The sequence below is a fragment of the Psychromonas sp. L1A2 genome (assembly GCF_009828855.1).
GTDB lineage: Bacteria > Pseudomonadota > Gammaproteobacteria > Enterobacterales > Psychromonadaceae > Psychromonas.
In genome coordinates this window covers 2,321,257-2,335,314 of sequence record NZ_WUAG01000001.1, presented here as the reverse complement: position 1 = coordinate 2,335,314, position 14,058 = coordinate 2,321,257, and the positions used below count along the sequence as shown (strand labels likewise).

General features: G+C 36.0%; 9 protein-coding genes. 4 read left to right on the top strand and 5 right to left on the bottom strand.

Annotated features, from left to right (window positions below; translation table 11 throughout):
• Nucleotides 1–355: 355 nt before the first annotated feature.
• From GQR59_RS09855 to GQR59_RS09840, 4 genes are all read right to left on the bottom strand, one after another.
• Nucleotides 356–1,030 carry a haloacid dehalogenase type II gene (locus tag GQR59_RS09855; protein WP_160062059.1) on the bottom strand — a complete coding sequence of 225 codons (675 nt, stop codon included), beginning with the start codon at nt 1,028–1,030 and terminating at the stop codon, nt 356–358.
• Between the two features lie 79 nt (nt 1,031–1,109).
• Nucleotides 1,110–2,294, bottom strand: coding sequence for an MFS transporter (locus GQR59_RS09850; protein ID WP_160062057.1), 1,185 nt, complete (start codon nt 2,292–2,294; stop codon nt 1,110–1,112).
• Between the two features lie 140 nt (nt 2,295–2,434).
• Nucleotides 2,435–3,007 carry a TetR/AcrR family transcriptional regulator gene (locus tag GQR59_RS09845; RefSeq protein ID WP_160062055.1) on the bottom strand — a complete coding sequence of 191 codons (573 nt, stop codon included), beginning with the start codon at nt 3,005–3,007 and terminating at the stop codon, nt 2,435–2,437.
• A gap of 281 nt (nt 3,008–3,288) precedes the next feature.
• Nucleotides 3,289–4,302: an NADP-dependent oxidoreductase gene (locus tag GQR59_RS09840; protein ID WP_160062053.1), complete on the bottom strand. Its 1,014-nt coding sequence runs from the start codon at nt 4,300–4,302 to the stop codon at nt 3,289–3,291.
• A 168-nt stretch (nt 4,303–4,470) separates the two neighbouring features.
• Between GQR59_RS09840 and GQR59_RS09835 the strand changes: the two genes are divergently transcribed.
• Together GQR59_RS09835 and GQR59_RS09830 are read left to right on the top strand one after the other, a co-directional pair.
• Nucleotides 4,471–5,379: a LysR family transcriptional regulator gene (locus GQR59_RS09835; protein WP_160062051.1), complete on the top strand. Its 909-nt coding sequence runs from the start codon at nt 4,471–4,473 to the stop codon at nt 5,377–5,379.
• 51 nt (nt 5,380–5,430) lie between these two features.
• A complete protein-coding gene (locus tag GQR59_RS09830; protein ID WP_160062049.1) occupies nt 5,431–6,303 on the top strand; it encodes a hypothetical protein in 873 nt (290 codons plus the stop codon).
• A 174-nt stretch (nt 6,304–6,477) separates the two neighbouring features.
• On the opposite strand, the gene GQR59_RS09825 is transcribed toward GQR59_RS09830, so the two are convergent.
• A complete protein-coding gene (locus GQR59_RS09825) occupies nt 6,478–7,821 on the bottom strand; it encodes an MATE family efflux transporter (protein ID WP_160062047.1) in 1,344 nt (447 codons plus the stop codon).
• Between the two features lie 178 nt (nt 7,822–7,999).
• On the opposite strand from GQR59_RS09825, the gene GQR59_RS09820 reads away from it, so the two are divergent.
• Both GQR59_RS09820 and pepN read left to right on the top strand, forming a co-directional pair.
• Entirely contained in the window at nt 8,000–10,717 is a 2,718-nt protein-coding gene (locus tag GQR59_RS09820) for a bifunctional acetate--CoA ligase family protein/GNAT family N-acetyltransferase (RefSeq protein WP_160062045.1), read from the top strand.
• 222 nt (nt 10,718–10,939) lie between these two features.
• On the top strand, nt 10,940–13,585 hold the full coding sequence (gene pepN / locus GQR59_RS09815; protein ID WP_160062043.1) for an aminopeptidase N: 2,646 nt from the start codon (nt 10,940–10,942) through the stop codon (nt 13,583–13,585).
• The last annotated feature ends 473 nt before the right edge of the window (nt 13,586–14,058 follow it).

Genomic DNA, 14,058 nt, shown 5'->3' with positions numbered 1-14,058 from the left:
GCAATCCTTTTTTTATCACTATTTTTCAATAAATAAAATGGCTCAAACTTAAACTCATTTATTTTTCACTTATGTTAAATATTAATTCACTGTAGTTTTTTGATAACGACATACACGAACGCGTCTAAATGTCTGTGTGTTGAATGGAGTTCAATCTACTCAATTACTGTGTTCGGTGAATAAAAAGGAAGTTTTAATTGGAGGATGTTTTAGCGAGCAAAGTAGGGTTAATATTCACCGCATAGGTTTAAATACAAAGACTTAATAATATGCGGTAATACTTGTTATCGGTAAATTGTTATCGGCAAATTGTTATCAGTAAGTAGTTATTGATTATTTACTGTTAGATCAGGCTTTATTTATCGTCATTGATAATTTGGCCAACAATATCATTCATGTTCTTTTCGATAATACTTGGCTTTAAATATTGAGGATTATAAGGCGTGCCTGCTCTATCAATGTAAGCGGCTAACATGCCTGAAGACATTGCACCATGTGTATCCCAGTCATGGGTAGCGACTAAACGAAGTGAACTGATTGGTTGTTCTAAAAGGTCTGCAACAAACTGATATACTTTAGGATCTGGCTTAAAGCTGCCTGTTTCTTCTACTGAAACCACTTTTGAAAAATAACTGCTTAAACCCGCATTTTCTATTTGTTTTTTGATAAGTGCTAACGATGAATTTGAAAAGGCAATCGTTTCGTAACCGCTGTCACGTAACTTAGTTAACGCTGGTTTGATATCATCATGTGCATTGAGGCTAGCAAAAGTGGCTAAAATATCATCGCGTGTTTGATCTGATAAATTGACACCTTTACGTGCAGCTACATTGTTAAGTATATCGCCTGCTAATGTCGCAAACTCAGTTTTAAGTCCTGTTACTGCACAAACGGTTGATGAGTGTAATAACGTTGAAAACCAAAGTCCTAATACTGATTCATCTGCAAAAGCTTGTTGAAATTTTGGCTTAAGTTTGTTTAAGTTAAGTACTGTTTCGTTGATATCAAATAATACTGTATTACGTTTCATTGTATTTCCTTTGTCGTGCATTTTAAAAAATTTATTGGGCTTTGTTATTTATTCTTTTTAGTAAAAAGCATATTTTTTGTTAACAACATGCTTTTGCTGTAACAGGCACCTCAAGTTTATACATCACTGTTTTAGCAATAAACCCTGTGATGAAAATGATCACCGCTGATGTATAAAACATGCTTGTCATACCCCAAGAACTGATAATAAAGCCATTTAATGTGGTGCCTATTGCACCACCTGTGAATAAGCCAAATGAAGCCATCGACATAATTGAGCCTTTCATGTGTGGTATTTGCTCTTGTATTTTGGCAATAAAGACAGGCTGAAATAAGATAAAACCAGCACCAAACATAAATAGATATAAGCAAAATAGAACAGGGTTGTTGGTTGCAGATAAGCCTAATAACGCTAACGCAATTAAGGTTCCATTAAAGGGCATATAGTATTGTTGCAATTTTTTTCTGAGTCTTGGCATCGCTTTGCCAGCAACAATAATACCAAGGCCAAAAGGCGATAGCATTGCGCCGACAATAAAGATGTCATAGCCAAATCGCTCTGTTATTAATTGACCCGTGTAAGTAAAAATGCCAAACACGGTAAAACCCATTAATAGAAATAAAGGCAGTAATGAAAGCACACCTTTGTGACTTAACACTTTTTTATAGGTGGAAAGAATATTAATTTTATTACTAACGGGCTGATCTCTTTTAATCATCTTTAACATCACTATGGCTAAAATCAATTCCATCACTCCATAGGTTAAATAAACTAACTTCCAGGAACCAAGATGAGCAATGGTACCGCCTATGAGTGTTGCTGTAGCCGTTCCTAAGAATCCGTAGGACATTATTTGAGTTAGGACTTGCGGTCGTTCACTATCGCTAGTGGCTTGACCTAAATAAGCGAGTACCACTGGTAATAAACCGGCAGCAAAAGCACCATTAACAGCCCTGAAAAAGATAAGCGAAGGCAAGTCATAGGCAAGGGCACCTAAAATACTAAAGATCGCGGTTCCCATGGTAGAAATATGAATAATGAATACTTTGCCATAACGGTCAGATAAAGGACCGAATAGGATAGTAAATACACCAAATGCAAGCATATAGGCGGTAACAGAAGATGCCGCTGCATTAACTGAAAAGTCTAAATCTTCTGCAATGTTAACGATTAATGGGGCCGCTGCATAGTTGTCACCATTTGCTAAAAACAATAACGATCCAAACAAAAATATTACCGTGTTAGTTACTAATTTATCAGTCATCGTTTTATTCGCTATGTAAGTAAAATGGTTAAAGGTGATAAGTGTTAACTGCGCTAAGATTTAAATAAACTTTAAATTCCCTTGTTTCTAAACGATTGGTTAGAAATGAGGGGTGGTTTTGGACACTATTTTATTCATCGTTAGATCGAACTGAAGGTAATGTCGATAAAGTCGTTAATTTCATGTAATGAGTGCACTTTAGAAGCACTGGATATAGCTTGTTTAGCAATAATCAGATAATTCGCTTTTTTGGTGGCTGAAATTGTGTCTTCCCCATCGAAAATTAATTTATCAATGAAAAGTTGTTTTTGATATTGAACAAAAGAATCTATCTCATTCAATATATCTACATTAGTATCGCCACGGGTATTACCACTAAGTTCAGCTCTCGTGTTAGTCATTAGGCAACCTTTACTACAGTTTGCATCTGTATAGGTTACGAGGCAATCATAAAAATATTGTTTGATTGCTGCACGACCATCGTTGCTATGCTTGAGTTTTATTACAACAGGGGATAGCTTATTTCGGTAGCATCTTAAGCTTTGTAAAAAGACACCTTGCTTACTGCCGAAGCTCGAATAGATAGAGAACTTATTAATGCCCATTGTCGATTCTAAAAGACTCATTGATGTATTCTCATAGCCATTACGCCAGAAAAGCTCAGTCGCTTTTTCAATGACATCATTGTCTTCATAATTCTTTTTACGAGCCATGGCTTACACCTAAATAGTGTTGTCTAATGTTATCTAAACAGTCGGTTAGTTATTAAATAGTCTAATCTTGTTAGTGAAATTTTCAAGGTTTTAATTTAACTTTATTTTTAATAAAGGAAGTTGAGGGAGACATATATAGCGAAATGATGTTTAGGTTAATCTTTACATTCAACCTTTGATTCAACTTCATATTCTCAAATAGTCAGGGCACAAAAAAAGCTACACAAGTATCTGTATAGCCTTAAATATAGTAACGGGTAATAGGTAATGACTATTCGGTATTATTTTTCATCATCGAATAGTTTAACAATCAATTTGCCTTTATTTGCGCCTGTAGAGAATAAATTCAAGCCATCGATCGCTGATTCTAAACCTTCAAGTATATGTGAGCGATGTTTAATTTGTCCTGCCATCACATAAGGTGTTAGTTTTTCTAATAACTCAGGTACTTTATGAAAGTGGTCTGGCATTGTAAAACCTTGGATAGTGATACGACGTTTGATAACGTTTAACCAGCTTGGACCTGGAGCAGGCACATCGCTGTGATAATCTGAAATCAAACCACAGACTACGGCTCTACCATGAGCATTCATACGATCTATGATTAAGCTTTGAATTGGGCCGCCAGTATTTTCAAAGAAAACATCGATACCGTCGGGCGCTGCAATAGCTAATTGTTGATCAAGATCGTCACTTTTATAATTGATTGCAGCATCAAAACCAAGTTCGTTAACGATCCAATCTGCTTTCTCTTGGCTACCAACAACACCAATAACACGTAAACCTTCAGCTTTTGCTAATTGCCCCACAATAGAACCAACCGAACCTGCTGCGCCAGTGACAATTAAGGTTTCACCTTTTTGTGGTTTACCAACATTAAATAACCCTTGGGTAGCAGTTAAACCAGGTAACGCGAAGACGGATAAAATACTTTCATCATCTAATGGTGCGGTTACTTTATTAAGCCCTTTGCCATCGCCTACATAATATTGTTGCCATCCCATCATTCCCATGACTCTATCGCCAACAGCAAAATCTGGATGATTACTGACAGTCACTTCACCAATACCAGAACTACGCATCACATCGCCTAACTCAACGGGCGGGATGTAACTATTGGTATCTGGCGTCATCCAGCCGAACATTGCGGGATCTAACGACATATAGTTTTGTTTGACCAGTATTTGGCCAGGCTCTATATTTGGTATTTCTTTTTCTACCACGTTAAACATCGAATTGTCGACATGGCTACCTGTGTGGTGTTTAACTAGGTTTATTGCAGTAAATGTTGTCATTGCTTGTTCCTCTTGTTTAACCCAACACTGATTAAATGAATGTTGGTTGAAATCGATAAAACTATTATGCCGATTCGATAAGGTAAGATATATTGCCTAATTCGCTAATCTTTATTGTTATAAAGACAATAATGAAAATAGTAATAAAATTATTCAGCAAGGATTAATATGGATCAGTTACGTGCGCTTAAATATTTTGTTCAAGTTGTTGAAACAGGAAGTTTTACTAAAGCTGCCGCTGTATTTTCTGTACCTCCTTCATCATTGTCTAGACGCGTTGCTGATTTAGAGAAAAGCTTAGGGGCAACATTATTAAAAAGAACAACACGTGTACTGACTTTAACTGAGATCGGAAAAAGTTATTACCAACAAGTTAGTGAAATTATTAAAACACTAGAGGTGACTGATGAATCAGTTCGTTCATATCAAACAACACCCATGGGCATATTAAAAATTAGTTCAACGGTAGGTTTTGGTGAGCAAATTTTATTACCTTTATTAGATGAGTTTTCTACTTTATATCCTCAAATCACGCTAAATGTGACATTAAGTGATGAGCTAACAACCCTCGGTAGGGATGAAGTCGATCTCGCTATCAGAGGCGGATATGCGCCTGATGAACGAGTGGTCGCGATTAAATTAATGGATAATAATTTCATTCCTGTAGCAGCAACCTGTTATCTAGAAGAGTTTGGTTACCCAACGGATGCATTACATTTAAAGGAACACCAAGGTTTATACTTTAATACTCCAATGGGGCCTACACCATGGTTATGTGAAATAAAAGGACAGTGGCGCGATGTCTCTGCTGAACCTTATTTAATGTCTAACAATGGGGATTGGTTATTACAAAAAGCCATTGCAGGTAAGGGGATTTTAATGATGCCTCGCTGGGCATTGAGTGCTTACTTAGCAACAGGGCAGTTAGTTGAGTTAGATATTAAGCCTAGATTAACGGTTACTCAAAATCCTAATTTGGGGTTATTTTTATTGTACCAAAAACAACATTATCAAGTACCTAAACTAAAAGCTGCAATCGACTTTTTAGTCGCAAGAATCAAAGCAATTAATGTCTAAGCTAAGCGAATAAAATGTACGTTAAAATATTAAAAATAGATGCAGGTCGATATGGATTTTAATGAGTTAATAAAAGAGCTAAATATAGCTTTATCTCAAACACCAAATTCATTTGAAAAATGGATTAGTTGGTTAATCGAACAGCTAATGGTATTGAGTAATCATATTGCATTGTTTTTAATATTGATTTTGACATTATTTATTTTACAGCGATTAGTCTTTTTATTGTCTGCTAAGATGATGGGTGGAAAGGCTATCTACACGAGTGCGTGGATAGGCACGCCTATTCACGAATGTTCACATGCTTTATTCTGCTTTGTGTTTGGCCATAAAATCCAGCGGATTGTGTTATTTAACCCTGACAAACGTGGCACATTAGGTTATGTGACTCATTCTTATAATAACCGTAATCTCTGGCAAGTAATGGGAAATTTCTTTATAGGTATTGCGCCTTTATTTGGTGGTTTGTTAGGTCTCTATTTAGTCACTTGGTTTTTGATAGACGATGCGCTAAATTTATTTCATTTATTACAATTTTCTGCCTTTAATAACTTAGCAACGGTACAGTTATCGCAACTCACTACACTGAATAGTCAGATCATTCATTTTATTGAAAATGCCTATCTTGTATCGCCAATAAAAGTGATTATTTGGGCTTATTTATGTGCCGCTATTAGTTTGCATTTATCTCCTTCTAAAGAAGATCTAAAAGGGGCTTGGGTTGGCTTTATTATATTTATTGTTCTGTGTTTATCATTAATGATGCTTAATCAAATATTACAATTAACCTGGTTTTCTAGTTTAAAAACTATCATCAATATGACTTCAATGCTGTATTTTATTGGTATTATTCTCGCGAGTTTTTTACTTTTATGCTTATTTTTTTGTAAAGGTATCTCTTTAACTATTACTGGTAAATGGTAATCACTATATAAAATGTCAATGACGACTAAAGACAACAATATAATAGATAAAAAATAAAAAGGCGTTGTATAGAGAATCTCTAATCAACGCCTTTATTGGTTTTGTTTTGAGTGCCAAATAGTGCTAAATGCTAAATGTTAAGTATTAGGTAAAAAATACTCCAGCTAATACTCATTATGCAAAACGTGTTTTTTGTATCACGTAAAGTCGTTGGCCTAATAAGATCGCGGCAACGGTTAACCCGACCGTAATGCCTATCCAAAAACCTACTGCGCCTAAAGGTTCAGTTAATAAATCAGTCATGCCTAATACATAACCTAGTGGTAAACCTACGATCCAATAAGAGATGAAAGTACGGGTAAAAATAGCATTCATTTCTTTATAACCACGTAAAGCCCCAGCTGCAACGACTTGTATTGCATCAACACATTGGTAAATAGCAGATAAAAGAATTAAGACTATGGCTAGATCAATCACTTCTCGATGATCAGAATATAATAAAGCAATCTGCTCTTTAAAGATTACTGTGGAAAGGGCGGTAATAATTGATGCGCCTAAACCAATAGCAAAACCCGCATAACTGGCTTGTTTTGCACCATTATTGCTTTTCTTACCTAAGTTGAAACCGACTCTAATACTGACTGCATTAGCGATACTCATTGGTAACATAAAAATCATTGAAGAGAAGTTAATTGCAATTTGATGTGATGCGACAACATTCGCGCCTAATGGAGCAACTAATATTGCAATAGCTGCAAAAATAGTGACCTCAAAAAACATTGCAACAGCAACAGGTAACCCCAATTTACTGATGGATAATATATGCTTCATGTCAGGTTTAGTAAAATTGATAAACAGTGGGTAATGTCTTAGTTTCTTTGTGTAGTAAACATATCCGGCTAATGCCATGCTCATTAACCAATAAACAATCGCAGTTGCAACGCCGCAACCCGCACCACCCATTGCTGGTGCTCCCCATTCACCGTATACAAACATCCAGTTTAATGGAATGTTAACTAGTAGCCCTAAAAAGCCAATCACCATTGCGGGTTTTGTTAGTGATAGGCCTTCAATATAATTGCGTAATGCTTGAAATAATAAGAACGCTGGAATGGCAAAGATCATGGCGTATAGATATTTTACTGTGATCAAAGCAAGTAACTCTTCTATATCCATCAATGTCATTAACATGCCGGCATTAAATAAGATCACACCAATTGGAATAGACAGTAATAAGGCAAGATATAATCCTTGCTGGCCTGTTTTAGGAATTTGTTCTAGATCATTGGCGCCATGTGCTTGTGCAGTTAGTGGCACAACAGCCATTAAAACACCCACGCCAAAAAGAATACAGGGTAACCAAATGCTTGATGCGATTGCAACTGCAGCCATGTCAGTAGAACTCACTCCACCTGCCATGACAGTATCAACAAAACCCATTGCCGTTTGTGCAAACTGGGCAATAAATAAAGGAACACTGAGTTTGATGATTTTTTTAGATTCAATAAAAAAAGGCACTGCTAACTCCACTAAAGGAAAAATTATGGAGTGTATGTCGCGCGTTAACAGGGTGCAATTGAATTCGTAAATAATATTAAATGATAGGCCTCTTATTTTTTTTAAAAAACAAAGCAGAATTCATTTTAAAGAGTAAACTTGATGCTCTTTATTTTTGATAATATTAGGTGAGTTTGTTATGAGTTTGCAGCTACTTAAACACTTTTTTAATCCTCAATCGATCGCCGTTATTGGTGCGTCGGTGAATATAAAACGTGCAGGTTATTTAGTCATGAATAACTTACTAGCTGCTGGGTTTAATGGCCCTATAATGCCCGTTACACCTAAATATACTTCTGTGCATGGTGTGCTTGCTTATAAACAGGTCAACGATTTACCAATTGTGCCTGATTTGGCGGTTATTTGTACTAATGAGTTTCGTATTCCAGAGATACTCATTGCGCTTGCTGAAAAAGGCTGTCCTGCTGCGATTATTGTTACCACTGAAAGTGATCCGGTAATCTCAAAAAGCATTTATGACATTGCAGCAACAAACAAAATTCGTCTATTAGGGATGAGCAGTTTAGGTATTATCAATCCTCATAATTTAGTTAATGCAAGTTTGGCCCATTGCAATGCGCTTCCTGGGAATATCGCTTTTATTTCTCAATCTGCTGCAGTGTGTACGACGGTATTGGATTGGGCAACGAGTAAAGGCATCGGCTTTTCTGCTTTTGTCTCACTAGGCGATGCACAAGATATCTCCTTTGCTGAGCTATTAGACTATTTGGCGCGCGACTCAAAAACGCAGTCTATTTTGTTATATATCGATAATATTGATAATGCTCGTGAGTTTTTATCTGCGGCACGTGCCATTTCACAGCATAAAACTGTATTGGTGATTAAATCTGGTAGTTCTGTCTTAGGAGCAAAAGCGGCAGCCTTACACACGCGTGGTGCCTATGGACATGATAGTGTCTATGATGCTGCTTTTAAACGTGCAGGAATGTTAAGAGTACATGACTTTCATAAACTATTTGCCGCAGTAGAAACGCTAGCTTATTCAAATTATTTACACGGTGAACGCTTAGCTATTATTAGTAATGGCGGTGGCTTAGGTATTTTAGCCGTTGATAACTTAGTAGAAGAAGGGGGGCGTTTAGCTGAATTAGACGAAGCTTTAATGGATAAGCTTAACGCTTGTTTACCCAGTAATTGGTCGCATAATAATCCAATTGATATGATTGGAGACGCTGATCCGAAACGCTACGCAACTGCTTTAACGCATTTGATGGATAGCGATAAAGTAGATGCAGTCTTAATCATGCATTCACCTTCTGCGTTATCAGATAGTGAAGAAACAGCGCAAGCTATTGTTGATGCTATTAACAAACACCCTAAACGTAAACAAATTAATATTTTAACCAATTGGACCGGTGAAGCGGCGGCTAGACCTGCAAGGCAAATCTTTGCCAATGCTAAAATCCCAACGTTTAGAACGCCCAACGGTGCGATCACTGCTTTTATGCATTTGGTTCAATATCGCCGTAATAAAAAATTATTAATGGAAACGCCAACTAGTTTACCTGACCATCTTGTTTATGATGCTCAAGCAGCAGCTGAGTATATTCAACAAAATCTCATTGAACGCGGTGATTTTGAGTTAGATAAATCAGTTAAGTTAAGCACATACTGCACTAAGCCTTTATTAGATGCTTACCACCTCAATACGATTGATACCCATATTGCTTTAGATATCACTGAAGCGATTGAAAAAGCCAAGATCATTGGCTATCCATTAGCGGTTAAAATCAACTCTCCGAATATTCAATTCAAATCTCAAGTACATGGTGTGATGTTGAACATTAATAACGCACGTGAACTCGACTCTGCATTAAGATCAATTACCGACCGAGTTAAAACTGCATTACCTGATGCTGAATTGACTGGGTTTACATTGCAGAAAATGGTCGCATCGGGTTTAGCCTTAGAATTACGCGTGATGATTAAGCAAGATGCTATTTTTGGCCCTGTTATTGCGATTTCTCAAGACAGTGATGGACGTGACTTACAAACAACATTAGAAAATGCTGTCGTCGCTTTACCTCCTCTCAACATGGCATTAGCAAGATACCTTGTAATTCAAGGTATTAAAGATAAGAAAATCAAAGTCAAACAGCATGCCAAAGACTTTGATATGCAAGCCGTGTGTTTGATGCTGACGCAACTGTCACAAATGTTATTAGATAATCCACAAATTAATGATTTAGATTTAAATCCAGTGTTAGTTTCCGGTAAAGATGTGACGATTGTTGATAGCCAAGTAACGTTGATTCCAAGTGATTTAAATTTACCTTGTCGTTTTGCTATTAGCCCATATCCAAAGCAATTAGAAGAAAATGTCACATTAAAAAACGGTATTAGGATATTACTACGTCCCATCATTGCAGAAGATGAAGCAAGGCATCATGTATTTGATAATGGTTTAAGTAAAGAGGATCGATATAAACGTTATTTTTCTCAACGTGGGTCAATGACACACGAAGAGATGGCTATGTTGACGCAAATAGATTACGAACGTGAAATGGCTTTTATTGCGATACGAATTGATCAACAAAATGAAGAACAAGAAATATTAGCGATTATTCGTGCATCGACCGATCCGGATAATATAGAAGCTGAATTTGGCATGATAGTGAGTGCAGAGTTACAAGGGCTTGGATTAGGATCTATTTTATTGAAAAAGCTAATAAGCTACCAGAAAAATAAAGGCACCCAATACCTTGCTGGTATGACTATGCTCAGTAATACGGGGATGGCTATGTTAGCCAAAAAGCTAGGTTTTAGTATTGAACGAGATATTGAAGAGGGTATTATTAATATGCATATGGAACTAAAAAAAATGCCATCAGTCTGAAGTTCAAATAATGATAAGCATAATAATCATAACCTCAATCGTAATGATTATTATGCTGTAAACCACAATGATAATAATGATCATGTTATAAAACCCATGATCTTAAAAAATTATTGTTAATATCAATAAGTGTCGAGGTTTTATGCAAATAAGACATAGTAATTATTGAGCCTTCTTGTATATTAACAGTATTAATTTTCCTGATTTAAGAGTGCAAAAATAATGAGCAATTCAGACTCTCTCCTAGAAGAAGTTATTGAAAGAAATCCACAAGAAAAACACCTTAGCGATTACCGCCCATCAGATTATACGATTTCAACCATTGATCTTGAGTTTGACTTGTTTGACCATCAAACAAAAGTACAAGCTATTTCCCAAGTCCAGCGTGTTAGTAAAGAAGTCACGCCATTATTTTTGTTTGGTGAAGCATTAAATTTAGTGTCTATTTTAGTTGATGGTGTTAATTATGTAGATTTTGAATTAGTAGAAGATGGCATTGTTATTAACCATTTACCTGCGTCATTCAAATTAGAAATTAATACTGAAATTGATCCTGCTAAAAACCACGCATTTGAAGGTTTATACAAGTCTGGTGAAGCATTCTGTACACAATGTGAAGCGGAAGGTTTCCGTCGTATCACTTACTATCTTGACCGTCCTGATGTATTGGCTAAATTCAGTACTAAAGTGATTGCAGACAAAGCTCTTTACCCTTACTTATTATCGAATGGTAACCAAATTGATCAAGGTGATTTAGACAGTGGTCGACACTTTGTAAAATGGGTTGACCCTTTCCCTAAACCTGCTTACTTGTTTGCGTTAGTCGCAGGTGATTTTGATCTAGTTGAAGACAACTTTATGACCAAAAGTGGGCGTGATGTTAAGTTAGCTATTTTTGTTGATAAAGGTAATTTAGATAAAACGCAGCATGCGATGCTTTCGCTTAAAAATTCCATGCAGTGGGATGAAGAGCGTTTTAACTTAGAATACGATTTAGATATCTACATGATTGTTGCCGTTGATTTCTTCAATATGGGCGCGATGGAAAATAAAGGGTTAAATGTCTTTAATTCTAAATTTGTATTAGCGAATCAGCAAAGTGCAACAGACCAAGATTATTTAGGTGTTGAAGCGGTTATTGGCCATGAATACTTCCATAACTGGACTGGCAACCGAATTACCTGTCGTGATTGGTTCCAGTTAAGTTTGAAAGAAGGTTTAACGGTATTCCGAGATCAAGAGTTTAGCTCAGACTTGGGTAGCCGTAGTGTTAACCGTATCGCCAATGTGATGACTATGCGTGATCATCAGTTTGCTGAAGATGCAGGTCCAATGTCGCATCCTATTCGTCCTGAAAGTGTGATGGAAATGAATAATTTTTATACCTTGACTGTGTATGAAAAAGGTTCAGAAGTTATTCGAATGTTGCACACTTTACTAGGTGAAGAGAAGTTTCAAAAAGGCATGCAACTTTATGTACAACGTCATGATGGTCAAGCAGTGACTTGTGACGACTTTGTCGCTGCGATGCAAGATGCAAGCGAAATCGATTTAACGTTATTTAAACGTTGGTATTCTCAATCGGGCACACCACAGGTTTATGTGACCGACCATTACGATAGTGCTAATCAGACTTATCAAATCACTTTTAAACAAAAAACCTTACCAACAGCTGACCAAAAGAAAAAATTACCGTTACATATTCCTATTGATATTGAATTGTTAGACAGTAATGGCAATTCTCTTGAGTTATTAGAAGGTAAGAAGCATCGTGTATTAAGTTTGACACAAAAAGAACAAACCTTTGTATTCAAGCATATTCAAAGTAAACCAGTACCATGTTTATTCCGTGGTTTCTCAGCACCTGTTAAATATCAATACGCATACACTGATGAGCAGTTGTTGGATATTATGAGTTTTGCTAGTGATGAGTTTTCTCGTTGGGATGCAGGGCAAACGCTATTTAACAAATATTTAGTTAAGAATGTAAAAGCGTTGCAAAGTGGTGCGGCATTGTCATTACCAGATATTTTCATTGATGGTTTTAAGTCAGTATTAGTCAGCGAAACATTAGATCCATCTTTAGTGGCTGATATGTTTGCTTTCACTAGTGAAAATGGTGCTCGTGAATTATTTGAGCAAGTCGATATTGATGCTATTCATAATGCGCGTGATTTCATGTTAAAAGAAATTGCGATCAAATTACATGAATTATTTGTTGATACCTATTTGCGCCATAATCAACTTAAAGCTTATCAACCAAATATCGATGATATTGCTAAACGTAAACTTAAAAACAGTGCATTATCGTTCATTGCTCGTGTTGATAAAAAAGTGGCCGATGAATACGTATTAGCACAGATTGCATCATGTAATAACATGACGGATTATCTTGGTGCTTTAAATGCTGCAAACAGTGGTTTATTACCTTGTCGTGCTGCTGTAATGCAAGCTTTTGATGATAAGTGGTTTGAAAATGGTTTAGTGATGGATAAGTGGTTTGTGTTACAAGCTAGTATGCCTTCTGATAATGTGTTAGATAACATTGACGCATTATTTAATCATCGTAGTTTTGATTTTAGTAATCCTAATCGTTTGCGTTCATTAGTAGGGGCGTTTGCTCAGACAAATACTTACCGTTTCCATAATGTTGACGGAAGTGGTTATGCTTTCCTTACGGATCAATTAATCAAATTGAATAGCCAAAACCCACAAGTGGCTTCACGTTTAATAACGCCGTTAATTCAATTTAAAAACTTAGATCAGGTGCGTATTAAATTGATCAAAGCTGAGTTAAATCGTTTATTAGCACTGCCTGATTTGGCCGTTGATTTATACGAAAAAGTGACTAAGGCTTTAGCTCAATAAATGACCTTATAAACACTACTTATACTCGCTTATAGAGTCTTTCCTTTAAGCCTTTCTAATACTGTTAGAAAGGCTTTTTTGATCAATAATATTTATTATTATTAAAAAGTCTGCCTTAAAAACAGCGTAGAGTAAGGGGTGATTAGCTTAAGTCCGATATAATTTAGACTGAATAGATTAAATAATACCAATCTACCAATTACACTAAATTTAACAATCACACCAATTAACTGATCTATTTTACTTGTTAAAACAATTGATTTCTTAGTTGTAAGTTTCGTAAAGAGAACCGCCATTTACGCCTTGGATTAAACTGTTTTTCCAGCGCAAAATTTAGGTAACATATTTAATGTAATCAGTATAAATTTGATGAGCTAAGAAATTGCTAAAACTGTATTAAAGAATTTATTGTGGAAGTTAAATCAGCTGGGATAGAGGCGTATATATTGTATGAAACCTTTTACATTTTCAGT